The 23,610-nt window shown below is 70.4% G+C and carries 21 protein-coding genes; 10 read left to right on the forward strand and 11 right to left on the reverse strand.

The window, feature by feature from the left end; genetic code table 11:
* Positions 1-4 precede the first annotated feature (4 nt).
* The 5 genes from FJ694_RS24950 to FJ694_RS24970 all read left to right on the forward strand — a co-directional run bounded on the left by FJ694_RS24950 (position 5) and on the right by FJ694_RS24970 (position 5,933).
* The gene (locus FJ694_RS24950; protein ID WP_157270030.1) at positions 5-922 is read left to right on the forward strand and encodes a LysR family transcriptional regulator; all 918 of its coding nucleotides are present in this window, start codon (positions 5-7) and stop codon (positions 920-922) included.
* Positions 923-1,103: 181 nt separating this feature from the next.
* Positions 1,104-1,808 carry a hypothetical protein gene (locus FJ694_RS24955; RefSeq protein WP_157270031.1) on the forward strand — a complete coding sequence of 235 codons (705 nt, stop codon included), beginning with the start codon at positions 1,104-1,106 and terminating at the stop codon, positions 1,806-1,808.
* 220 nt (positions 1,809-2,028) lie between these two features.
* Complete coding sequence (gene aspA / locus FJ694_RS24960; RefSeq protein ID WP_157270032.1) at positions 2,029-3,480, forward strand: aspartate ammonia-lyase; 1,452 nt, start codon at positions 2,029-2,031, stop codon at positions 3,478-3,480.
* Between the two features lie 241 nt (positions 3,481-3,721).
* Positions 3,722-5,017 (forward strand): dicarboxylate/amino acid:cation symporter, encoded by a 1,296-nt coding sequence (locus FJ694_RS24965; protein ID WP_157270056.1) that lies wholly within the window; start codon positions 3,722-3,724, stop codon positions 5,015-5,017.
* A 61-nt stretch (positions 5,018-5,078) separates the two neighbouring features.
* On the forward strand, positions 5,079-5,933 hold the full coding sequence (locus tag FJ694_RS24970) for an aldo/keto reductase (protein WP_157270033.1): 855 nt from the start codon (positions 5,079-5,081) through the stop codon (positions 5,931-5,933).
* Between the two features lie 22 nt (positions 5,934-5,955).
* Here the strand turns inward: FJ694_RS24970 and FJ694_RS24975 are convergent, their stop codons facing one another.
* Both FJ694_RS24975 and FJ694_RS24980 read right to left on the reverse strand, forming a co-directional pair.
* The gene (locus FJ694_RS24975) at positions 5,956-6,279 is read right to left on the reverse strand and encodes a BrnA antitoxin family protein (protein ID WP_157270034.1); all 324 of its coding nucleotides are present in this window, start codon (positions 6,277-6,279) and stop codon (positions 5,956-5,958) included.
* A complete protein-coding gene (locus FJ694_RS24980) occupies positions 6,239-6,511 on the reverse strand; it encodes a BrnT family toxin (protein ID WP_157270035.1) in 273 nt (90 codons plus the stop codon). The genes FJ694_RS24975 and FJ694_RS24980 overlap by 41 nt, the downstream gene beginning before the upstream one ends.
* Before the next feature lie 223 nt (positions 6,512-6,734).
* Here FJ694_RS24980 and FJ694_RS24985 point away from each other — a divergent pair, with 223 nt between their 5' ends.
* On the forward strand, positions 6,735-7,028 hold the full coding sequence (locus FJ694_RS24985; protein WP_157270036.1) for a hypothetical protein: 294 nt from the start codon (positions 6,735-6,737) through the stop codon (positions 7,026-7,028).
* Between the two features lie 336 nt (positions 7,029-7,364).
* On the opposite strand, the gene glgX is transcribed toward FJ694_RS24985, so the two are convergent.
* The 3 genes from glgX to FJ694_RS25000 all read right to left on the reverse strand — a co-directional run bounded on the left by glgX (position 7,365) and on the right by FJ694_RS25000 (position 12,150).
* Positions 7,365-9,521, reverse strand: coding sequence for a glycogen debranching protein GlgX (gene glgX, locus FJ694_RS24990; RefSeq protein ID WP_157270037.1), 2,157 nt, complete (start codon positions 9,519-9,521; stop codon positions 7,365-7,367).
* A gap of 159 nt (positions 9,522-9,680) precedes the next feature.
* Complete coding sequence (locus tag FJ694_RS24995) at positions 9,681-10,712, reverse strand: GGDEF domain-containing protein (RefSeq protein WP_157270038.1); 1,032 nt, start codon at positions 10,710-10,712, stop codon at positions 9,681-9,683.
* 166 nt (positions 10,713-10,878) lie between these two features.
* Positions 10,879-12,150 (reverse strand): hypothetical protein, encoded by a 1,272-nt coding sequence (locus FJ694_RS25000; RefSeq protein WP_157270039.1) that lies wholly within the window; start codon positions 12,148-12,150, stop codon positions 10,879-10,881.
* A gap of 226 nt (positions 12,151-12,376) precedes the next feature.
* Here FJ694_RS25000 and FJ694_RS25005 point away from each other — a divergent pair, with 226 nt between their 5' ends.
* The 3 genes from FJ694_RS25005 (at position 12,377) to FJ694_RS25015 (ending at position 15,795) form a co-directional block, all read left to right on the forward strand.
* Positions 12,377-13,882: a sulfatase family protein gene (locus tag FJ694_RS25005; RefSeq protein WP_157270040.1), complete on the forward strand. Its 1,506-nt coding sequence runs from the start codon at positions 12,377-12,379 to the stop codon at positions 13,880-13,882.
* A gap of 80 nt (positions 13,883-13,962) precedes the next feature.
* Positions 13,963-15,456: a sulfatase family protein gene (locus tag FJ694_RS25010; RefSeq protein ID WP_157270041.1), complete on the forward strand. Its 1,494-nt coding sequence runs from the start codon at positions 13,963-13,965 to the stop codon at positions 15,454-15,456.
* Positions 15,457-15,486: 30 nt separating this feature from the next.
* On the forward strand, positions 15,487-15,795 hold the full coding sequence (locus FJ694_RS25015) for a hypothetical protein (RefSeq protein WP_232540216.1): 309 nt from the start codon (positions 15,487-15,489) through the stop codon (positions 15,793-15,795).
* Positions 15,796-15,981: 186 nt separating this feature from the next.
* On the opposite strand, the gene FJ694_RS25020 is transcribed toward FJ694_RS25015, so the two are convergent.
* Positions 15,982-17,067: a DUF1176 domain-containing protein gene (locus tag FJ694_RS25020; protein WP_198320980.1), complete on the reverse strand. Its 1,086-nt coding sequence runs from the start codon at positions 17,065-17,067 to the stop codon at positions 15,982-15,984.
* A 162-nt stretch (positions 17,068-17,229) separates the two neighbouring features.
* On the opposite strand from FJ694_RS25020, the gene FJ694_RS25025 reads away from it, so the two are divergent.
* Positions 17,230-17,439 carry a DUF3606 domain-containing protein gene (locus FJ694_RS25025; protein ID WP_157270042.1) on the forward strand — a complete coding sequence of 70 codons (210 nt, stop codon included), beginning with the start codon at positions 17,230-17,232 and terminating at the stop codon, positions 17,437-17,439.
* 21 nt (positions 17,440-17,460) lie between these two features.
* Here FJ694_RS25025 and FJ694_RS25030 read toward each other — a convergent pair whose 3' ends face one another.
* The 5 genes from FJ694_RS25030 to FJ694_RS25050 all read right to left on the reverse strand — a co-directional run bounded on the left by FJ694_RS25030 (position 17,461) and on the right by FJ694_RS25050 (position 23,357).
* Positions 17,461-18,819, reverse strand: coding sequence for a sigma-54-dependent transcriptional regulator (locus FJ694_RS25030; RefSeq protein WP_157270043.1), 1,359 nt, complete (start codon positions 18,817-18,819; stop codon positions 17,461-17,463).
* Positions 18,809-20,743, reverse strand: coding sequence for a sensor histidine kinase (locus tag FJ694_RS25035; protein WP_157270044.1), 1,935 nt, complete (start codon positions 20,741-20,743; stop codon positions 18,809-18,811). Before FJ694_RS25035 ends, FJ694_RS25030 begins: the two co-directional genes overlap by 11 nt.
* A gap of 458 nt (positions 20,744-21,201) precedes the next feature.
* Positions 21,202-21,936: an amino acid ABC transporter ATP-binding protein gene (locus FJ694_RS25040; protein ID WP_157270045.1), complete on the reverse strand. Its 735-nt coding sequence runs from the start codon at positions 21,934-21,936 to the stop codon at positions 21,202-21,204.
* A gap of 12 nt (positions 21,937-21,948) precedes the next feature.
* Positions 21,949-22,614, reverse strand: a complete 666-nt coding sequence (locus FJ694_RS25045) for an amino acid ABC transporter permease (RefSeq protein ID WP_157270046.1) — start codon at positions 22,612-22,614, stop codon at positions 21,949-21,951.
* Entirely contained in the window at positions 22,614-23,357 is a 744-nt protein-coding gene (locus tag FJ694_RS25050) for an amino acid ABC transporter permease (protein ID WP_157270047.1), read from the reverse strand. The genes FJ694_RS25045 and FJ694_RS25050 overlap by 1 nt, the downstream gene beginning before the upstream one ends.
* Between the last annotated feature and the right edge of the window lie 253 nt (positions 23,358-23,610).

The following is a 23,610-nucleotide window of genomic DNA, read 5'->3' on the forward strand; positions in this document are numbered from 1 at the left end:
CCCCATGGAACTCAAGTGGCTCGAAGACCTGCTGAGCCTGTCCCGCACGCGCAGCTTCTCCCGCACCGCCGCCGAACGCTTCTGCACCCAGTCGGCGCTGAGCCGGCGCATCAAGGCGCTGGAGCTGTGGGTGGGCGTGCCGCTGGTGGACCGCAGCGCCTATCCCACCTCGCTCACGCCCGCGGGCGTGGTGTTCCGCGACACCGCCGAGGAGGTGGTGCGCCAGCTGCTGGAAGTGCGCGACGACCTGCGCGACCGGCTGCAGCCCGGCAGCGAGGCCGTGACCATCACCTCGCTGCAGACGCTGTCGGTGGCATGCTTCCCGCAGTGGCTGCAGGCCTGCCAGCAGCGCATCGGGCCCTTCGACGTGCGGCTGGTGCCCGACAACATGCACGGCTGCGTGCGCGCGCTGGTCGAGGGCAGCTGCGACCTGATGCTGGCCTGGGCGCACCCGGCCGTCTCGGCCATGCTCGACCCGGAGCGCTTCCCCTCCGTGCTGCTGGCCAGCGAGCGCTTCCTGCCCGTGAGCAAGGCCGACGCCCACGGGCAGCCGCTGTTCGCCCTGCCCGGCACGCGGCGCGAGCCGCTGCCCTACCTGGCCTACGGTCCCGACACGATGCTGGGCCAGGCCGCCGACTTCGCGCTCAAGCAACGCCAGCACCAGGGCGTGTACCTGCGCTGCTGCTGCGAGAACCCGATCGCCGAGGGCCTGAAGCCGCTGGTCAAGGCCGGCCACGGCGTGGCCTGGATGCCCGAGAGCCTGATCCGGCGCGAGCTCGACAGCGGCGCGCTGGTGGCGGCGGGCGACGCGAGCTGGACGCTGGAGCTGCAGACGCGGCTGTACCGGCGCGCCGAGAACACCAAGCCCGTGGCGCTGCAGGCCTGGGGCGCGCTCAAGGACGGGCTGCAGGCGCCGGTTTGACGGCACGCTCGCGCGCATAGGCGCTGCGGGGCGGTTGTCAACGCAACCCCCTCGGCCGCGGGATGCAGTCCGGGGCGGCGCCCGCGGACTTGAGATGGCGCAATCCCGCCGTGGAGGGTGTGGCCACCATGGGCGGGCCCGGACCGCGGCGGGCGCTTCATCCATCCCGAGGAGAGACGCCATGAACAGCCCCAGCCAACGCATCCTCGCCCTGGCCATCGCTTCCGCCGTGGCCTTGCCGTTCAGCGGCAAGGCGCACGACGGCAACGACCGCGACCGCGACCGCGACCGTTTCGACTACGAGCAGGCCAGCGCGCAGTGGTGGCAGTGGGCGCTGTCCATCCCCAACGGCGTCAACCCGCTGGCTGATGCCACCGGCGCGCATTGCATGGTCGGGCAGCGCGGGCCGCTGTGGTTCCTGGCCGGCACCTTCAGCGGCACCGCCACGCGCCACTGCAGCATCCCCGAGGGCGTGGCGCTTTTCTTCCCGGTGGCCAACTCCGTCCAGATCGACACGCCCGGCGTGTGCGGGCAGACCGGCCGCCTGACGGTGGCGCAGATGCGCGCCAACAACGCCGCCTTCATCGACGGCATCACGGCGCTGTCGGTGACGCTGGACAGCCGGCCTGTGCGGCAGCTGCGCCGGGTGCGCTCGGTGCCCTTTGCCAGCGTGCTGCCGGCGGACAACGTCTTCCTGGCGCCATGCAGCGGCGATTCGCCGGCGGGCGTCTACGCGCCCTCGGTGGACGACGGCTACTACGTGAAGTTGCCGCCACTGGCGCCGGGGCAGCACGTGCTGCAGTTCACCGCCGCCAACCCCGGCGCAGGCTTCAACCTGAACGTGAGCTACGTGCTGACCGTGGTGCGCACGCGCCAGGCGCATTGACGCCGGGCCCAGGGTAAACACCAAGTCCCGGGCCGGCAGCGCAAGCCGCGCCAGGAACCGGCACGGGCGACGCCGCGCGCATGTCATGCGCGCCGCGCAACGCTCCATGCGCGCCGCGCAAGCCTGCATGCGCCGCGCATCGGTGCGCGCCGCATCGTCATTGGACGCCCCGGGGGCCGCTGCCTAACCTTCGCGGCACTCCAACCCCTCAAGCGCTTCCATGACCTCCACCGCGATTGCCGCCGCAACCATCGACTCCCCCGCCACCCGCACCGAGCACGACCTGCTGGGTGCGCGCGACGTCCCGGCCCACGCCTACTGGGGCGTGCACACGCTGCGCGCGGTGGAGAACTTCCCCATCACCGGCACGCCCATCGCCATCTATCCGGAGCTGATCCGGGCGCTGGCCTGCATCAAGGAAGCCGCCGCGCGCGCCAACCACGACCTGGGCCTGCTCGACGCCGTGCGCGCCGACGCCATCGTGGCCGCCTGCCGCGAGCTGCGCGAGGGCCGGCTGCACGAGCAGTTCGTGGTGGACGTGATCCAGGGCGGTGCCGGCACCTCGACCAACATGAACGCCAACGAGGTCATCGCCAACCGCGCGCTGGAGATCCTGGGCCATGCCCGGGGCGAGTACCAGCACCTCAACCCCAACGACCACGTCAACCTCGGCCAGAGCACCAACGACGTGTACCCGACGGCGCTGAAGCTGGCCGCCCACTTCGGCATCGAGCGCCTGGTGCAGGCCATGGCGGTGCTGCGCGGCGCCTTCGAGCGCAAGGCCGTGGAGTTCGCCGACGTGCTCAAGATGGGCCGCACCCAGCTGCAGGACGCCGTGCCCATGACGCTGGGCCAGGAGTTCTCGACCTACGCCACGATGCTGGGTGAGGACGAGCAGCGGCTGCGCGAGGCGGTGGAGCTGGTGCACGAGATCAACCTCGGCGGCACCGCCATCGGCACCGGCATCACCGCGCACCCGGACTACGCCGCGCGCGTGCGCGAGCGCCTGGCCGAGGTCACGGACATCGCGCTCGTCACCGCGCCCAACCTGATCGAGGCCACGCAGGACTGCGGCGCCTTCGTGCAGCTGTCGGGCGTGCTCAAGCGCGTGGCGGTGAAGCTGTCCAAGACCTGCAACGACCTGCGGCTGCTGTCCAGCGGCCCGCGCGCCGGCCTGGGCGAGATCAACCTGCCGGCCATGCAGGCCGGCTCCTCGATCATGCCGGGCAAGGTCAACCCGGTGATCCCGGAGGTGGTGAACCAGATCGCCTTCGAGGTCATCGGCAACGACATCACGGTGAGCTTCGCCGCCGAGGCCGGGCAGCTGCAGCTCAACGCCTTCGAGCCGATCATCGCCCACAGCATCTTCAAGAGCGTGAACCACCTGCGCAACGGCTGCCTGACGCTGGCCGAGCGCTGCGTCGAGGGCATCACCGCCAACCGCGAGCACCTCGCCGCGCTGGTGCGCGACTCCATCGGCGTGGTCACGGCGCTCAACCCCTACATCGGCTACAAGCAGGCCACGGCGGTGGCGCGCGAGGCGCACGCCAGCGGCGGCAGCGTCTACCGCATCGTGCTGGAGAAGGGGCTGCTGACGCAGGCGCAGCTGGACCACGCGCTGCGGCCGGAGGCGCTGACGCGGCCGGTGGCGTTCGACGTGGCGGGGCGGTGAAGGGCGAACAGCCCGGCCTCCGCCAGCCGTAAGCCGAGCCGCCACACCCACTGCTTCGTCATCCCCGCCTGCGCGGGGATGACGAAGCAGGGTGCGGGCCTCCCGTGCCGTCGGGCTACCGACACGCGCCTGCTCTCCCCGGATTCCTCGATTCCCTCCAACGGCGCGTACCACCGTCGCGCCCGCAACCAAGAGCCCGGCTTCCGACCGGGCCTCTCCCGGAGACAACCCCGTGAAAAAGATGAACCCCCTGGTGCGCCGGATCATGATCGCCATGGTCCTGGGCGTGGCCGTCGGCTGGGCCTGCCACAGCGCCGCACCGGACGCGGCCGCGGCCAAGGAGCTGGCGAAGTACTTCAACATCGTCACCGACATCTTCCTGCGCATGATCAAGATGGTCGTGGCGCCGCTGGTGTTCGCCACGCTGGTGGCCGGCGTGGCCAGCATGGGCGACGCGAAGATGGTCGGCCGCGTCGGTACCAAGGCGCTGACCTGGTTCGTGTCGGCCTCGCTCGTCTCGCTGGGCCTGGGCCTGGTGTTCGTCAACCTGTTCCAGCCCGGCGCCGCACTCGGCCTGCCCCTGCCAGATGCGCATGCAACCTCGGGCCTCAAGACCTCGGCACTCAACCTCGCCGACTTCATCACGCAGGTCTTCCCCACCAGCATCGCGCAGGCCATGGCGGGCAACGCCATCCTGCAGATCCTGGTGTTCTCGCTGTTCTTCGGCTTCGCCATCGCCGCGCTGCCGCGCGAGGCCACGGCCACGACGGTGCGCTTCGTGGACGAGCTGGTGACGATCATGCTCAAGCTCACCGACTTCGTGATGCGCTTCGCGCCGCTGGGCGTGTTTGCCGCCATCGCCTCCGTCGTGGCGACGCAGGGCCTGGGGGTGCTGGTGACCTACGGCAAGTTCATCGGCGGCTTCTACCTGGGGCTGGCGGCGCTGTGGCTGCTGATGATCGTGGCCGCCGTGCTGGCGCTGGGTCCCTCGGCCACGAGGCGGCTGCTGGGCCTGATGCGCGAGCCGCTGCTGGTGGCGTTCTCCACCGCCAGCAGCGAGTCGGCCTACCCGAAGATGCTGGAGCAGCTGCAGCGCTTCGGCGTGAGCCGGCGCGTCGCCAGCTTCGTGCTGCCGCTGGGCTACTCCTTCAACCTCGACGGCTCGATGATGTACCAGGCCTTTGCCGCCATCTTCGTGGCCCAGGCCTTCGGCATCGAGCTGTCGCTGACCACGCAGGTCACGATGCTGCTGGTGCTGATGGTGTCGAGCAAGGGCATCGCCGGCGTGCCGCGCGCCTCGCTGGTGGTGGTGGCCGCGGTGCTGCCGATGTTCGGGCTGCCCGAGGCCGGGCTGCTGCTGATCATGGGCATCGACCAGCTGCTCGACATGGGCCGCACCGCCACCAACGTCATCGGCAACGGCATCGCCACGGCCATCGTGGCGAAGTGGGAGGGACGCTCGGTCGAGGCGGAAGGCAGGGGCGAGGCCCAGGACGAGGCCGCCGCCGCGGCGCAGCCGCAACCCCAACCGGGCTGAGGGGCCGGGCGCGGCGACTACGATGCGGCGCTGTCGCAGCCCTTCAACCCGGAGACCGCCCATGCGCACCGTCACCCTCCCCAGCGGCACCCCGCTGCCTGCCCTCGGCCTGGGCACCTGGCATTACGGCGAGTCGGCGCCCACCCGGGCCGACGAGGTCCGCGCGGTGCGCCGCGCCATCGAGCTGGGCGTGCGGCTCTTCGACACCGCGGAGATGTACGGCGAGGGCGGTGCCGAGGAGGTGCTGGGCCAGGCGCTGGCCGAGGCGCTGCGCGCCGGCGACGTGCGGCGCGAGGAGCTCACCGTCGTCAGCAAGGTCTATCCGCACAACGCCAGCCGCCAGGGGCTGCCGCAGGCCTGCGAGCGCAGCCTGCGCCGGCTGCAGCTCGACCGCATCGACCTGTACCTGCTGCACTGGCCCGGCTCGCACCCGCTGCGCGACACGGTCGCCGCCTTCGAGGCGCTGCAGTCGGCAGGGCGGATCACGCACTGGGGCGTGAGCAACTTCGACACGCGCGAGATGCGCGCGCTGTGGCAGGTGCCGGGCGGGCCGGCCTGCGCGGTGAACCAGGTGTACTACTCGCTGTCGCAGCGCGGCATCGAGTTCGACCTGGTGCCGTGGATGCGCGCGCACCGGATGCCGGTGATGGCCTACTGCCCCATCGACCAGGGCGCGCTGGCCGCGGAGCCGGAGCTGCTGCCGATCGCGCAGCGCCTGGGCGCCACGCCGGCGCAGCTGGCGCTGGCCTGGCTGCTGCAGCGCGGCGACACGGTCGCCATCCCCAAGGCCGTGCGCGAGCCGCACCTGCGCGACAACGCGGCGGCCGCGGAGCTGGCGCTGGACGCGCAGGCGCTGGCCGATCTGGAGGCGCTGTTTCCGCCGCCGGCCGAGAAGCAGGAACTGATGGTGTTGTGAAGGGTCGGCGCGGCGCGGGCGTTCAGCGTGCCTGGGACGACCCGCCGGGGTGGGACCGAAGCCAGTCGCGCAGTGCTTCGTTCATGCGCGTCTGCCAGCCCGGGCCGGTGGCCTTGAACGCCTCGATCACGTCGGCGTCATAACGCACGGTGACCGACTGCTTGGGCCGCTCCAGCTTCGGTCGTCCCAGCTTCGTCGCGGCCTTGACGGCCGCCGCGTACTCCTCGCGCGATACCGGGCGCTCGCCGATCTTGTGATCCGCCTTCCTGAAGAACTCCTCGTCCAGCTCCGGCGCATCGTCCGGATCAACCCAGGGCTGCTTGGTGGCGGGCGATTTCGCGCTCATTGGCGTACCTCATGGAAATGATGCGGCGAGCCGCGCCGCGCGGTGTCCAGACCAAGCAGACCATGCGACCGCGCAGCATCCCGAAGGTGATGACACGCGGCTCTCCGTAGTCCAGACGCGTGTCGGGCGCGCTGCGCGTCGGACCGGCGAAGACCTCCGGCGAATCGTCGAAATCCAGTTCGCGCTCAGCCAGCGTGCGCGCCCGCTTGTCGGCGTCGTATTCGATCTGCACGACTTATCGTAACTACAAAATCGCGGCCCTGGCAGCGCAGCGGTGACGAGGGGGAGGGTGGCCGTCGAGGCGTGCCACGGCGTGCATGCGGGAATCCCGCATGCCCCCGGGAACTTGCCTGACGCCGCTTGTGGGAAGTCGCCTACGCGGCGTGTCGGCGCCGGACGGCACCGCCGCCCGCGGCACCCGCCCACACTGCGGGCTCCAACGTAGGCACTGCACCATGAGCATGAACCTCCACCCCAGCGCTTCCCGTCCCGCCCTGTCCGTCTCGGAGTTCGCCGACCACGTGTTGCCCGGCGAGATCCAGTACGCCATCGACGACGACGGGCTGCTGACCTTCACCCCGGCCGGCGAGGCCTACTGGCGCCCGCTGTTCCGCAAGTGGGGCTTCGACTACACGCGCAGCCTCGACGTGGAGGAATTCGAGGACATCTCCACGGCGATCCTGCTACAGGAGATGCAGGGGCTGCCGGGCGCGGGCGGAAGCTGCGGGCGGCCTTGCGCGGCGGCCTGAGGGGCGCGGCTGTTGGGGAAACCGGAAAAGGCGCCAGCCGAATGCTGACACGCCGCGCCTGCTGTTTCGTCATCCCCGCGCAGGCGGGGATCCAGGCGGCCCCCAGGCAGCCGAAAGCAGATCGGTCGGAATACCGAGGCCCAAGGCACGGCCGGCGTTGCGCATTGGCCTACGGATGACTCAGGGGCCGCCTGGATTCCCGCCTTCGCGGGAATGACGAAGCAGGGTGCGGACTGCCCGTGCCCATCGCCTACCGGCATTCCTTCCACGGTCCCGCGGAGCCATACGCCGTTGCAGGGATGAAAAGGAAGTTTCAGCCTTTGCGGTGCTTCCCTCTCACTCCCCGCTCGCCAGCACCACCACCGAGCGCCCGCCCAGCGTGAGCGGCTCGTCGGCCGCCACGTCCTGCGCCTCGCCGTCCGGCGCCATGGTGTCGAGCACCTTCAGCCAGCGCCCGCCCTCGCCCTCCCGGGGATGCGGCGGCAGCGCGAAGTCGATGGGCTCGTGCCAGGCGTTGAGCAGCAGCAGCACGCTGGCGTCGTGCGCGGCGCGCGGCACGGCGCTGGCCGGCGCGCGGCCGTCGATGAGCATGCCGAAGCAGCGCGTGTTCGGGTCGTCCCAGTGCCCGGCGTCCATCTCCGCGCCGTCGGGCGCCAGCCAGGTCACGGCCTTCACTTCCCCCTCGACGCCTTCCGCGGCTACCGGGTCGCCGCTGAGGAAGCGACCGCGCCGCAGCACCGGGTAGCGCGAGCGCAAGGCCAGCACCCGCCTTGTAAAGCCTTCGAGCGCGCAGCCGGCCTCGCCAAGCGCGTCCCACTGCACCCAGGAGATGTCGTTGTCCTGGCAGTAGGCGTTGTTGTTGCCCTGCTGGGTGCGCCCGAACTCGTCGCCGGCCAGCAGCATCGGCGTGCCCTGCGACAGCAGCAGCGTCGCCAGCAGGTTGCGCTGCTGGCGCGCGCGCAGCTCCAGCACCTCGGCGTCATCGGTGGGCCCTTCCGCGCCGCAGTTCCAGGAGCGGTTGTCGGAGTGCCCGTCGCGGTTGTCCTCGCCGTTGGCGTCGTTGTGCTTGTCGTTGTAGGAAACCAGGTCGGCCAGCGTGAAGCCGTCGTGCGCGGTGATGAAGTTGACGCTGGCCCAGGGCCGGCGCCCGCGGCGCTTGAAGCGGTCGGCGCTGGCGGCCAGGCAGCACGACAGCGCCGCGGCCTGCCCCTCGTCGCCCTTCCAGAAGGCGCGCACCGTGTCGCGGAAGCGGTCGTTCCACTCGGCCCAGCCCGGCGGGAAGCCGCCGACCTGGTAGCCGCCGGGGCCGCAGTCCCAGGGCTCGGCGATGAGCTTGACGCTGGAGAGCACCGGGTCCTGCAGGCAGCTGTCGAGGAAGCCGCCGCCCTCGTCGAAGCCGTGCGGCTCGCGCCCCAGGATGGTGGCCAGGTCGAAGCGGAAGCCGTCCACGTGCATCTCGGAGGCCCAGTAGCGCAGGCTGTCCGTGACCATCTGCAGCACGCGCGGGTGGCTCAGGTTGAGCGTGTTGCCGGTGCCGGTGTCGTTGATGTAGTACCGCGGCTCGTCGGGCATGAGCCGGTAGTAGCTGGCGTTGTCGATGCCCTTGAAGCACAGCGTCGGGCCCAGCTCGTTGCCTTCGGGCGTGTGGTTGTAGACCACGTCCAGGATCAGCTCCAGGCCGCGCGCGTGCACGCGGTCCACCAGCTCCTTGAACTCGTCGATCCACGGCCCGGCCATGTAGGCCGGGTGCAGCGCGAAGAAACCCAGCGTGTCGTAGCCCCAGAAGTTGGCCAGGCCTTTGTCCAGGAGCGTCTGCTGGCTCACGTGCATGTGGATGGGCAGCAGCTCGATGCTGGTGACGCCCAGGTCGCGGATGCGGTCCAGCACCACGTCCTGCGCCAGCCCGGCGAAGGTGCCGCGCAGCTCTTCGGGCACGCCGGGGTGGCGCATGGTGAAGCCGCGCGCGTGCAGCTCGTACAGCACGGTGCGGTCCCAGGGCACGCGCTTGCCGCGCAGCGGCTGGCGCCACTGGAAGCGCGAGTCCACCACCACGCTCTTGGGCATGAAGGGGGCGCTGTCGCGCTCGTCGAAGCTCAGGTCGCCGTCGGGGTGGCCCAGCGTGTAGCCGAAGAGCTCCGGCGCCCAGCGCAGCTCGCCCATCACAGCCTTGGCGTAGGGGTCGAGCAGCAGCTTGTTGGGGTTGAAGCGGTGCCCCTCCAGCGGCGCGTAGGGGCCGTGCACGCGGTAGCCGTAGCGCGCGCCGGGCTGCAGCCCGGGCACGAAGCCGTGCCAGACCTCGTCGGTGTACTCCGGCAGCAGCCAGCGGGCCGTCTCGTGCTCGCCGCTGTCGTCGTAGATGCACAGCTCCACACGCGTGGCGTGGGCCGAAAAGAGCGCGAAGTTGACGCCCTCGCCGGTGAAGGTTGCGCCGCGCGGGAAGGGCTGGCCTTCCTCGGCGACCTGAACGCCGGGGCTGGGATGGGCTTCGGACATGGGCTCCCCCGATGTGTTGATCGAGGGCCCTGGCAAGCGCCGTACCCCGGCGCGCCGGCAGCGCCCCGGGATGGGGGCCGGGCCGGGCCGGCGTGCCAACTCGCGGGAAAAGGCCGGCACATCCCGGGAAGGCAGCCGCGGGGAAGGCCGGCGGCGGCCTCAGAAGAAATCGACGTGGCTTTCGTGCGCGATCACTTCCATCAGCCCGGCCGCGGCCAGCGCCGCGGGGCCGACGACGCAGTCGCGCCCGCTGTCTTTGGCGCGGTAGAGCGCGCGGTCGGCGCGCTCCATGGCGGTGGTCGGCAGGTCCTCGGCCCGCACCTCGGTGAAGCCGATGCTCAGCGTGACGCGGCCCACCTGCGGGTAGTCGTGGCGCGCCACCGCCTGGCGCAGCCGCTCCAGCTGCGCGTGCGCCGCCGCCTCGTCCGGGGCGTCGAGCAGCACCACGAACTCCTCGCCGCCGAAGCGGAACAGCCCGTCGTCGAGCTGCAGCACCGAGCGCATGACGCGCGCGGTGAGCATCAGCACCTCGTCGCCGATGAGGTGGCCGAAGTTGTCGTTGACGCGCTTGAAATGGTCCAGGTCCAGGGCGGCCAGGAAGCAGCGCTGCGGCGCCGCCAGCTCGCCCTCGCCCTCGCCTTCGCCCTCGGCCGGCACGCCGACGCCGCGCAGCACCACGCGCATGAAGCTGTCGTCGAAGGTCTTGCGGTTGAACAGCCCGGTGAGGGCGTCGCGCTGGCCGTAGTCCAGCAGCGCCAGGAAGTTGCCGTACAGCCGCGCGATGGCCTGCGCCGTGCGCTGCAGCGCCGCGCCCAGCGGCGCGTGCGTGTGCAGTTCGGCCACGCCCAGCACCTGCGCGCCCACCTGCAGCGGCAGCAGCGTCACCGCCGGCGCGCCGTGGCCGCCGGATTCCGCCTCGACGATGCGCTGCTCGCGCAGGCACTCGGCGCAGGCCCCGGCCAGGGGCCAGTCCGGCGCCGGGGCGGCCGGCCGGCCGCGCTGCGGCGCGCCGGCGGCGCCACGGCGCAGCACCGTGGTCCAGGGCGCGCCGCCGCCTTCGCCCAGGCCGCGGTGCAGCGCCACCGACAGCGGCTGAAGCAGCTCCCACAGCGCATCGAGCAGCAGCGCGTCGGCGTGCTCGCGGTCGCGGTGGCCGGTCAGCTCCGCCAGGTGGTCGATCACGGAGGTCATGGAAGGCAGGAATGCAGGAGCGGCCCGGAAGGCGCCCGCGAATGGCTCGGGAGACGAAGCATGCCTGCGCGTCGGCCCGGTCCGAGGCACATCAGGCCGAAGCGCCGCGCAAAGCGTGCAATGTTCGCGGCAGCAGTTCACTTCCTTCGCGGGCCCGGGCGTGCCTTCACTGCACGATGCGCACGTTGGCCGTGGCCGGCGAGGTGGTGCCGCGGTTCTGCAGGCCCAGGATCTGCGTCAGCAGCGACAGCGCGTGCACGCTGCGGTTGTCCGGCGCGTAGGCCGGCACGTGCCAGGTGCTGCCCTGGTAGTCGAAGCGGAAGGCCTCGCGCACCGGCGCGGCGGCGGTGGGCATGTCGAAGAGCACGAAGTCGGCGTCGCGGCTGGCCGAGTTGGGGAAGCGCACCGGGCGGCCGGTCTCGTTCTGCACCCGCGCGATCTCGCCCAGGTAATAGACCATGGCCTCGGGCGAGCGCAGCACCAGCCGGGCGTTGACGCGCTGCGGCGACGCGGCCCCGGCCCCGGCCCCGGCCGCCGGCGCGCGGGCCTGCCCTTCCGGCCGCTCCACGCCGGCGCGGCTGGTGGCCACCGTGGCCGACACCTCGCGCGCCTGGTCGCGCGCGGCGCCGGTCTTGAACTTCAGGCGCTCGCAGTCGCCGCTGCCGGGCTGGTTGACCATGGACAGGCTCAGCTCGCCGTTGTCCGCCGCCAGGCTGAAGCCGCCCGCGGCCTCCTCGGCGCTGTTGACCACCTTGCCGCCGGCCACGGGCACCAGCCCGGCCGTGCGCGCGGCGGCGGCCGCGGCCACGTCGCGCAGCCGCTCGCCCGGCAGCGGGGCGGTGTAGTAGACGAACTCGCCGGTGGAGGCGCCTTCGATCTGGCAGTGGAACAGCGAGGCCAGCAGCGCCGTGAAGCGCTCGAACTCCGGCCCCCCCGTGGGCGAGTTGCGCACCCGCTCCTGCAGCCGGTTGCCCTCGTCGAAGAACTCGATGGACTGCACGAACATCGGCAGCACCACCGAGCGCGGCCAGCCCTGGTCGAGGTAATACAGCAGCAGCGCCGGCCTCAGCGGCGTGGTGATGCCGCGAAAGAAGTCCTGCTCGTTGAGCACCGTGACGTCCACGTTCTGCGTGCCTGACAGCGAGGGCCGCAGCAGCAGCGTGCTGGCCGCGTCGCCGCCCAGGCCGAATTCCGCGCCGAGGCCCGGCACGCCCAGCCCGAAGCCGTACGGGGCGGAGCGCACCGCGCTGACCTGCGTGAAGTGCATGGGCATGCGCAGCGCGGCCCGCGCGATGTTGAGCGCCAGCAGCCGGTTGTGCGCCTCCTCCTGCACCAGGTTGGCCGACACCGCGCTCTGCACCAGCGGCGCCGTGGTGCAGCCGCCGGCCGCCAGCAGCGCGACCGCCCCCAGCAGCGCGCCGGCTGCCGATTTTCCCAACGAATATTTCATTTTCCCCGGGGTAATTGCCTTGAATTGATCAATCTGGCGCCTGGGGCAGTTTTCGTGCCGCTTTTCCTTGCCCTTTTCCGTGCTGTCAAGGCGGCGCTGCAATCGAAGACAGACGTTTCGATTGCTTCATTGACCGTCACCGGGCGGCCCGGAAATGTGGCCGTCGAGCCGCCGGTGTCCCGGGGGCACCGGTCCCGGGAAAGGAAGCAACGCCGTGAAACCGCTGAGGAGAATCCGCGACGGCCGTGGCGCGACGCGCGGCGCGCAGGCTGTGAACCTGACGCGCCGGCGTCTGGCGATGGCGCTGCCGGCGGCCGGGCTGGCCGGGCCGCTGGCGGCGGCGCCGCCGGGCGGGGGGCGGCCCAACATCCTGTTCATCGTCGTGGACGACATGGACTACCGGCTGTTCACGCACATGGGCAAGCTGCGCCGCCTGGTGACCGAGCCCGGCATGGAGTTCGGCGCGCACTTCATCAGCCTGACGCTGTGCTGCCCCTCGCGCGCGACCATGCTGCGCGGGCAGTTCGCGCACAACAGCGGCATCACCAACAACATCGGCCCCTACGGCGGCTTCGAGAAATTCTTCCTCGACGGGCTGGAGGCCTCCACCTACGCCTCCTGGCTGCGGGCCGCGGGCTACCGCACGGCGATGATGGGCAAGTACCTCAACAACTACCCGTCGCCGGAGTCGGGCGCGCTGCACATCCCGCCCGGCTGGGACACCTGGTTCGTGCCCAACGGCGGCACCTACTACACGCAGACCGATTACACGGTCAACGACGACGGCGTCGAGCGCGCCTTCGGCCGCGCCGCGGAGGACCATTTCCACGACGTGATGACGGACCGCGCGCTGCGCTTCGTGCGCCAGGCCGGGCGCGACGCGCCGTCGCGGCCGTTCTTCCTGGTCGTGGCGCCGTTCCTGCCGCACGGGCCCTGCATCGCGCCGCCGCGCTACCGCGGCCTGTTCGAGGGCGTGCGCGCGCCGCGCTCGCCGTCCTTCAACGAGGCCGACGTGAGCGACAAGCCGGTGTGGCTGCAGCGCACGCCGCTGATGGACGGCGCCGCGCTGGGCCGGCTCGACTTCCACTACCGCAAGCGCCGCCAGGCGGCGCAGGCCATCGACGACATGGTGGCCAGCCTGGTCACGGCGCTGCGCAACAGCGGCCAGCTCGACAACACCTACGTCTTCTTCACCTCGGACAACGGCTTCTTCATGGGCGAGCACCGCATCCCCGGCGACAAGCGCCGCCCCTACGAGCCGGCCATCCGCGCGCCGCTGGTGGTGCGCGGGCCGGGCATCCCGGCCGGGCGCGTGGTGCGCGAGCTCAGCTGCAACGCCGACTTCGCGCCCACCTTCGCCGCGCTGGCCGGCGTGGCGCCGCCGGCCTTCGTGGACGGGCGCTCGCTGCGCCCGCTCTTCAGCGGCGCGCCGCCGGCGCGCTGGCGCCGCTCGCTGCTGCTGGAGAGCCAGCCGCCGGAGGTCAACAGCATCTACCAGTCCTACGCCGGGCTGCGCACCGCCACGCGCCAGACCTTCGTGCTGTGGAACTACGGCTTCGGCGAGTACTACGACATGCGCACCGACCCCGAGCAGATGACCAACGCCTACTACTCGATGCCCGCGGCGCTCAAGGCGGCGCTGCGCGCCCGGGTGGAAGCGCTCAAGACCGCCCGGGGCGCCGCGCTGCGGCGCCTCGAGGAAGAGGCCGTGACGGCCTGAACGGCGCCGCCGCGGCCGCCGCGCGATGGCCCACCACCGCTCCCCCGTACCCACCCGGAGCCCGCAAAGGACCGACCGACATGGATTCCCTGGACGAGACATCACCGCGGCCCGAAGGCGCCCCCGTGGACCTGTCCCGCCGCCGCCTGGCGCTGGCGCTGCCCGCGGCCGGCCTGGCGCAGGCGCTGCCCGCAGCGGCGGCGCCCGGCAAGCCCAACATCGTCTTCGTCGTCGCCGACGACCTGGACTACGAGCTGCACACGCACATGGCGCAGCTGCGCGCGCTGGTCACGGACCAGGGCGTGCAGTTCATGAACCACTTCGTGAGCCTGTCGCTGTGCGGCCCCTCGCGCGCGACCATGCTGCGCGGCCAGTTCGGCAAGAGCACCGGCATCGTGGACAACCAGGGCCCCTACGGCGGCTTCGAAAAGTTCTTCCTGGACGGGCTGGAGAGCTCGACCTACGCCACCTGGCTCAAGGCCGCGGGCTACCGCACCGCGCTGATGGGCAAGTACCTCAACACCTACCCGTCCCCGGAATCCGGGCCGCTGTACGTCCCGCCCGGCTGGGACACCTGGTTCGTGCCCAACGGCGGCAACGAGTACGGGCAATACAACTACAGCGTCAACGACAACGGCGTGGCGCTGAGCTTCGGCAGCGCCGCGGCGGACCATTTCCACGACGTGATGCAGGCGCGCGCCGTGCGCTTCCTGCGCGAGGCCGCGGCCGCGCCGGACGGCAAGCCCTTCCTGCTGGTGGTCACGCCCTTCCTGCCGCACGGGCCGACCATCCCGCCGCCGCGCTACAAGCCGCTGTTTCCAGGCGTGAAAGCGCCGCGTCCGCCCAACTACAACGAGGCCGACGTGAGCGACAAGCCGGGCTGGCTGCGCAGCCTGCCGCTGCTGAACGAGACGGCGATGAAGCGCATCGACGCGCAGTACCGGCACCGGCGCCAGTGCGCGCAGGCGCTGGACGACCTGATGGCGGCGCTGGTCAACACCCTGGCCGAGACGGGCACGCTGTCCAACACCTACGTGTTCTTCACCTCGGACAACGGCTACTTCAACGGCGAGCACCGCATCCCGAGCAACAAGACGCGGCCCTACGAGGAGAGCATCCGCATCCCGCTGGTGGCGCGCGGCCCGGGCATCCCGGCCGGGCGGCAGGTGCGGGCGCTCACGGCCAACGTGGACGTCGCCTCGACGCTGGCCGAACTGGGCGGCGCGCGGCCGGCGGGCTTCGTGGACGGGCGCTCGCTGGTGCCCTACCTGCGGGGCCAGGCGCCGGCGCGCTGGCGCCGCTCGCTGCTGCTAGAGAGCCAGCCGCCGGAGGTCAACGGCCGCTGGCAGAGCTACCGCGGCCTGCGCACCGCCGACGACAAGGTGCTGGTGCTGTGGAACTACGGCTTCGGCGAGTACTACGACCTGCGCGTGGACCCGTACCAGATGGTCAACACCTTCAAGACCATGCCGGCGACGCTCAAGTCGCAACTGACGCAGCAGCTGCGGCTGCTGCAGACGCGGCGCATCGCGGGGATGCGGGCGGCGGAGGAGGTGGCGGCTTGGGAGACGTAAGGCTCCTTGGCTTCGGCCAGAATCCATTTCATGAAGCGCTGGCCGACGAACATGCACCTGGAGCTCGCCGCGGGGCATTTGAACGCCCCGGTCGGGCCCCTGGTGAAGCCAGCGGACCTTGCCCTGGCGCTGCGCACGGGCTCGCTCGCCGCCGCGGGCGAGCAGGCTGGTCCGCTCCTGGCGTCGCTGTTCGTCGAGTCCAGTCCCCAGACCCTGCTGGCATGCGTGCGTGAAGCCGGGGCCTCACTGCAGTCCGCGCAACGGCTTTATGAAGAAACGCTGGCTGCCGGCGCGCCAGCGGTGGCGCAATGGGAAGAAGTGGTCAGGAATTTCTCATGACCCCAACCCAGGACGACATCGAGCAGCACGTCCGCTCGGGCCCTTGGAAAACATTGGAGCAGCGGGCGCACCTGATCGTTAGACGCCAGGCTTTGGGCTTTTGCCGAAATGAAGCTTTGGGGGCAGTTGGCGTTGCAGGACTTTCCTATTCCTCGCCCGAGAATCGTGTAAGCCCCCAGGGCCTCCTCAACGCCGCACGTCGATAACCAAGGTCGGCAAATCCCATGCGCCGCCAGGAAACAGCCTGCACTGGCCGCTGGTCGATTCACGGGTGTGGACGAACCGCCGGCCGTCCCAGGTCCATTCCTGGTTCGACCAGCAGTCGCCGATGCCGCGGCCCTTTTGTCCGGCGGCAATCACGCCCTTCCCGTGATCCGATCCGGAAGTCGTGACCAATTCGGGCTGGAACGGCGGCTTGTCGTTGACGACCCAGAAACCGCTGCCCGCGTTGTAGGCGGCCAACCAGCAGCGGGTGCTGACCAGCATTTTCGAATCGGACAGGCGCTCGGCCTGCAATTCCGGCGCGCCGTCGCGCGGCTCGATCAAGTCCTGGCACTCGTCGCCCTGGCTTTTCACGGTGGCACGCAGGGCGGGCAATAAAACCCTGGAATGCCTTGCCAGCCACTGCGCATCGTCCGGGCGCGCCGTCGCCAGCGGCGCGGCTTTTATGACCGGTACGGGCAGCGGCGGCAATACCGAATCCTCTCCCGCAGCCCCCTTCTTCACCAGCGCACCGGTGGTGCCCACGCGTTTCTGGAAATCGTCCATTTTCAGCAGCACTGCCGAGGCGCCCTTGTCGGAAAGCTGCCAGCGGTACTTGCCGGCACTCCACTCGATGGTGCTTGTCTTGCTGAGCGCCGCCAGCAGCGCGGCGGTCTGCGCCGGGGACAGGTCGGCCGGCTTGTCGGCTGGCATGGAAACCTGGCCCTGCGGCTGCCCGTTGATTTTCATGGACAGCTGCAGCGGAAAACCCTGTTTCTCGAATTCCGCGTTGTCCGGCGCGCCGGCCACCTGCAATTGCGCCGTGACAGGCTGGTTCGGGCCGGCCTTGCGGGTGAACAATACCGAGACCGGCCATTGCTGGTCGTCACTCTGGTAACCCGCGGCGCGGCAGGTGCGGGTGTTGTCGCAGGCGAGTTCCCAGTCGTGGTGGGAGAAGGTGAGGCTGGAGGGGTCGGCGGCCTGGGAAAGGCCCGAAAAACACAATGACCCACTGACGGCCAGAATATTTACAGCAAATGCCTTCACATTCCCCATATTGACTTCAAGCATGAGTTCTCCGACACAAATCATTCTGACTGCGGCCGGTTCAATTCAATGAAACCTGATGATCACCATACCACCGAAAGCCCCCACCTTGATTTGATGGGCAGGCCGGCGTGGGAACCCGATTTGCCCAACCTTCACACCACTCACTCACGAACGGAGGCCACCATGACCCAGGAAACCCAAGCCGCCCAAGACTCCGACTCGCAACAGCACGTCGATGTTCATGACCCCGCTGCCCTCCAGCGCTGGAGCAAGGCACTGGGCACCACCGACGAGGCGCTGCAGGGCGCCGTGCAGGCGGTGGGGCCGAACATCGACAAGATCAAGGAATACCTGGGCGCCGGCGGCATGGCCAGCGACCAGGAAGGCGGCTGACGCCGGCGCCGCGGCAGCGCCCTACTCGCTGCCCTGCAGCCCGTACTTGCGGATCTTGTCGTTGAGCGTCGTCTTCGGAATCCGCAGCGCCTTGGCGCTGCGCGCGATGTTGCCGCCCTGGCGCTGCAGCTCGGCGCGGATCAGGCTGCGCTCGTAGCCCTCGACGCTCTCCACCAGCGACACGCCGCCGTTCTCGCCCTCGGCCACGGCGGCCGGCGCGGCGGCATCCAGCCCAGGCACGCTGGCGCGCACGCCCAGCACCAGGCAGTCCGCCACGTTGCGCAGCTCGCGCACGTTGCCCGGCCAGTCGTGCGCCATCAGGCGGTGCAGCTGCTGCGTCGTTACTTCCGGCTGCGGCCGCCCGTAGCGGCTGGCGGCCAGCAGCATGAAATGCTCCAGCAGCAGCGGGATGTCCTCGCGCCGCTCGCGCAGCGGTGGCAGCTCGATGGTCACCACGTTGAGCCGGTACACCAGGTCGGCGCGAAACGAGCCCTGCCTGGCCCGCAGGAGTAAATCGTCCTTGGTCGCGGCCACCACGCGCACGTCCACCGGTTGCGGCGCGTTCGAGCCGAGACGCTCCACCACCCGCTCCTGCAGCACCCGCAGCAGCTTCACCTGCACGCCCAGCGGCATGCTCTCCAGCTCGTCGAGGAACAGCGTGCCACCCGAGGCATGCTCGATCTTGCCGATGCGCCGCCTTTGCGCCCCGGTGAAGGCGCCGGCCTCGTGGCCGAACAGCTCGCTGTCGAGCAGGTTGTCGGGCAGGCCGCCGCAGTTCAGCGCCACGAAGGGAGCGCCGCGCCGTTGCGACAGCGCGTGCAGCGCCTGCGCCACCACCTCCTTGCCAGTACCGGTCTCGCCGCGGATGAGCACGTCCACCGGCGAGTCGGCCACGTCGCTCACCAGCCGGCGCACGCGCTCGATCTGCGGCGAGCGCCCGACGATGCGCGCCTCCACTTCGCTGCGGCCCTGCAGCGCGCGCCGCAGCGAGGCCACCTCCAGCGTCAGCGCCCGCTTCTCCAGCGCGCGCTTCACCACCTCCACCAGCTGCTCGGGCGAGAACGGTTTCGTGATGAAGTCGTAGGCGCCGCTGCGCATCGCCTCCACCGCCAGGCTCACGTCGCCATGGCCGGTGATCATGATCGCCGGCAGCCCGGCGTCGAGCTCGCGGCAGCGCCGCACCAGGCTCAAGCCGTCGGCGCGCGGCAGCCGCATGTCGGTCACCACCACGCCGGGAAAGCCGGCCTCCAGCCGCGGCAACGCCTCCTCGGCCGAGCCCACGGCCTGCACCGCCAGCCCGGCGAGCTGCAGCGCCTGCACGCAGGCGATCTGCATGTGGAGGTCGTCTTCGACGAGCAGGACGGTCAGTTCAGCGTTCATGGTCCACGGGATTGTCGGGGGCGGGGTCAGGAGCGGCCGGCAGCCGCAGCGTCAGCCGCGCGCCGCCCTCGGGGCGGTTGGCGGCTTCCAGCTCGCCCTTGAAGTCGCGCGCGATGTCGCGCGAGATCACCAGGCCGAGGCCCAGCCCGGCGCCCGCGGGCTTGGTGGTGAAGAAGGGCTCGAACAGCCGCTCCAGCGTCGGCGCGGCGAAGCCGCTGCCGGTGTCGAGCACGTCGATGCGCACTTCCGCCGGCTCGGCCGACGCGTCCAGCGCCGCCGCCAGCGTCAGCGCCCGGTGCGGCGCGTCCTTCATCGCGTCGAGCGCGTTGGCGATCAGGTTGATCAGCACCTGCTCCAGCCGGTTCTGGTCGCACCAGGCGAACACCTGCCCCACCTCGCTGTCGTCGTGCAGCGCCACGCCCTCCTTGGCGATGCGCTGCTGGAACAGGAACAGGGCGTTGCGCAGCGCCAGCGCCACGTCGCAGCGCACCGGCACGGCCGGCGATTTCCGGGCGAAGGCCTTGAGCGGCTGGATGATCTCGCCCATCTGGTCCGACAGCCGCGCCACCATGTCCAGGTTGCCCGCCACCGCCTGCAGGTTGCCGCGGCGCAGGAATTCCGCGGCGTTGCCCGAGAGGGTGCGGATGGCGCCCAGCGGCTGCGTCAGCTCGTGGGTGATGCCGGCGGCGAGCTGCCCCACCACGGCCAGCTTGGCGGCCTGGACCAGTTCATCTTGCGCGGAGCGCAGCGTCTGCTCGGCCTGCTCGCGCTCGGCCACCTCGCGGCGCAGCCGGGCGTTGGTGTCGGTGAGCACGCGCGTACGCCGCGCCACCTTCTGCTCCAGGTTGGCGTTGGCCTGCTGCAGCAGCCGCTGCGACTCCAGGCGCTGGCGCACGATGGAGCGGCGCGCGCCCAGGAACAGCGCCAGCAGCACCAGGAAGCCGGCGGCCAGCGCCGACAGGAAGGCCGCCTCCAGCGCCTGGCTGCGCGCCGCGCGCAGGTCCAGGAAGGTCAGCAGCCGCCAGTTCATGCCGTCGATGCTGCGGCCGAACAGCAGCATGGGCGTGCGCAGCAGCTGCTCGCGCGGCGAGGCGCCGCCGTCCACCGTGCCGTCGATGACCTGCCCGTCCTCGTCGAAGCGCAGCCGCACCGGCAGCGGAAAGGGCGCCAGCGGCTGCTCGCCGTAGAGGCGGCTGATCTGCGCATCCACGCGCTGCTCCAGCGTCGGCTCGACCAGCGCCGTATAGCGCCACGCCGGCTCGGAGGACAGGATCACGACCTGGTTGGCGTCGGCCAGCAGCGCCGGCGCGCCCAGCGTGGGCCAGGCCTCGTCCACTGCGCGCAGCCCGATCTTGATGACCGCCACGCCCACCACGCGCGCGCCGTCGCGGATCGGGTGCGACACGTAGTAGCCCGGCTCGCCGTGCTGGATGCCGATGGCGAAGTGCCGCCCGACGCGGCCGGAGAGCGCCTCCAGGAAATACGGCCGGAACGACAGGTCCTGGCCCACCAGGCTGTCGTCGCCGTCGGCGGCGTTGCTGGAAGCCAGCACCGTGCCGCGCTCGTCGAGCACGAACACCGAGATGCTGTCCACGTGCGCGTTGAGCCGGCGCAGGTAGGCGTTGGCCACGGCCGCGCGCGCGCCGGCCTCGGGCTCGCGCAGCAGCGCGAGGATCTCCGGATTCAGCTGCACCGTGGCCGGCACGTGCTCCAGCCGCTTGACGATGCCCTGCACCGCCATGGCGAACAGGTCCAGCCGGTGGCTGGCCTCGGCGCGCAGCGACGCCGTCGCCACCTGGCGCGCGATGTGAAAGCCGAGCCAGCCGCTGCCCAGCACCACCGCCAGCGCCGCCACGCCCAGCAGCAGCCGGCGCCGGCCGGAGAGGCGCGGCGCGGGCGGGGACGCGTCGGAGGGGAAAGGCATGCCGGGTTGCGCCGTGACTGCTGGTGGCGGGCAGGCGGGAGTGTCGGTCATGCCGGGAGGGCACCGGGGTTGAACTTGTTGATGTGGCACGCCGGCGTGACGATGCGGAGGTCTCCAGCCACTGCGTCGTCATTCCGGCGCAAGCGCACTGCTGTCCAGGGAAACTGGCGAAGGCCGGCAGCCTGTTGGCACACGTGGCCCGCACCCCGCTTCGTCATTCCCGCGAAGGCGGGAATCCAGGCGGTCCCCAAGCCAGCCGCCAGTTGATGCGCAGCGCCTGCCGTGCCTTGAGCCTTGATGAGCCGGCCGACCAGCTACCGGCTGCCTGGGGACCGCCTGGATCCCCGCCTGCGCGGGGATGACGAAGTAGTAGGCGTGACGTGTCAGCCTTCGGCCGGCGTCCTGTCCACGATCTCCGGACCGCAGTGCGCGAAAGCGGGAAGTAGGTTTCCCGCTGCTCAGTGCTGCAGGATCTTCGACAGGAACTCCTTGGCCCGCGGCGAGCGCGCTTCCGGGTTGCCGAAGAAATCCTGCTTGGTGCAGTCCTCGATGATGCGGCCCTGGTCCATGAAGATCACGCGGTGGCTGACCTTGCGCGCGAAGCCCATCTCGTGCGTCACGCACATCATGGTCATGCCCTCGTTGGCCAGCTGCACCATCACGTCCAGCACCTCGCCGACCATCTCCGGGTCGAGCGCCGAGGTCGGCTCGTCGAAGAGCATCACGATCGGGTCCATCGACAGCGCCCGGGCGATGGCCACGCGCTGCTGCTGGCCGCCCGAGAGCTGCCCCGGGAACTTGTCCTTGTGCGCGAGCAGGCCCACGCGCTCCAGCATCTTCAGGCCGCGCTTGTAGGCGTCGTCCTTGTTGCGGCCCAGCACCTTGATCTGCGCCAGCGTCAGGTTGTCCGTCACCGACAGGTGCGGAAAGAGCTCGAAGTGCTGGAACACCATGCCGACGTGGCTGCGCAGCTTGGGCAGGTTCGTCTTCGGGTCGGCGATGCTCACGCCGTTGACGATGATGTCGCCCTTCTGGATCGGCTCCAGCGCGTTGACGGTCTTGATGAGGGTGGACTTGCCCGAGCCCGAGGGGCCGCACACCACCACCACCTCACCCTTCTCGATGTGGGTGGTGCAGTCGGTGAGCACCTGGAAGCTGCCGTACCACTTGCTGACGTTGCTGATCTTGATCATGACGGTGCCTCCTCAACGGATGATGGCGATGCGGGCCTGCAGCCGCTTGACGAGCATGGACAGGCTGAAGGAGATGGTGAAGTAGACGGCGGCGGCGACAAAGTACGTCTCCATCGGCCGGTTGAAGTTCTTGCCGGCGACCTCGAAGCCCTTGAGCAGGTCGTAGGCGCCGATGGCATAGACCAGGCTCGTGTCCTGGAACAGCACGATGGTCTGCGTCAGCAGCACCGGCAGCATGTTGCGGAAGGCCTGCGGCAGCACCACCAGCGTCATGCTCTGGCGGTAGGTCATGCCCATGGCCTGGCTGGCGTACACCTGCCCGCGCGGCACGCTCTGGATGCCCGCGCGCATGATCTCCGAGTAGTAGGCTGCCTCGAACAGCGTGAAGGTGACGATGGCCGACACCTCCGCGCCCAGCGTGCGGCCCAGCAGCAGCGGCACCAGCAGGAAGAACCACAGGATCACCATGACCAGCGGCACGCTGCGCATGGTGTTGACGTAGGCCGCCGCGGGCAGCGCCAGCCAGGGCTTGCCCGAGAGGCGCATCAGCGCCAGCACCGTGCCCAGCGCGATGCCGCCGAGCATGGCCACCAGCGTGAGCTGCAGCGAAAAGGCGAAGCCGCGCGCGACGTAGTCCACCAGCACGTCGCCGGTGAGGAAGGAGAAGTCCAGTTGCATCACTTGGCTCCCGCAGTCACGAGGCCGGGCACGCGCACCGCGCGCTCGATCAGGCTGGCGACGCGATTCACCACCAGCGCCGACACGAAGTACAGGCCCGTCACGGCCAGGTAGATCTCGACGCCGCGCGAGGTTTCCTCCTGCGCCTGCATCGCGAACATGGTCAGCTCGGCCACCGACACGGCGAAGGCCACGGCCGAGTTCTTGATGATGTTCATGCTCTCGCTGGTCAGCGGCGGCACCACGATGCGCAGCGCCATGGGCAGCAGCACGTGGCGGTAGGTCTGGGCCAGGCTCAGGCCCATGGCCAGGCCCGCCATGCGCTGCCCGCGCGGCAGCGCCAGGATGCCGGCCTTGACCTGCTCCGACACCCGCGCCGAGGTGAAGAAGCCCAGCGCGAACACCACCAGCACCAGGCTGGGCAGCTGCTGCAGGCTGGGGATGAGCTGCGGCAGCACGTGGTACCACATGAAGATCTGCACCAGCAGCGGGATGTTGCGGAACAGCTCCGTCCAGGCATTGCCGAACCAGCGCCACGGCGCAGAGGGCAGCGTGCGCAGGATGCCGATGAGGATGCCGGTTGCGAGCGCGACGACCAGCGCCAGCGCCGAAACCGAGAGCGTCCAGCCCCAGGCCGACAGCAGCCAGTCCAGGTAGGTGATGTCGCCGCCCTGGCCGAAGCAGCTCGCGCTCGCCTCGTCACCCAGCGTGCTCTTGCAGAAGACTTGCCAGTCCCAGGACACGTGTGTACTCCTCTATTCAATCGTTCACGGTTGGCACGCGCGACGTGATGCGCAGGCCAGATCCAGTAGCGGCACGAGCGACGAAACGCAGGCCGGAGAAAAAACGTCGTCATTCCGGCGAAAGCCGGAATCCACGATCGCCGCGGTGCCACGCTGGCCGATGCCCGCACATGCCCGCGTCAGCTATTCCACCGTGTCGGTGCGCGTGGATTCCGGCTTTCGCCGGAATGACGGGGCGGGGTGCGTAGCGCGT

It is taken from the genome of Azohydromonas aeria, from assembly GCF_009760915.1.
GTDB lineage: Bacteria > Pseudomonadota > Gammaproteobacteria > Burkholderiales > Burkholderiaceae_C > Azohydromonas > Azohydromonas aeria.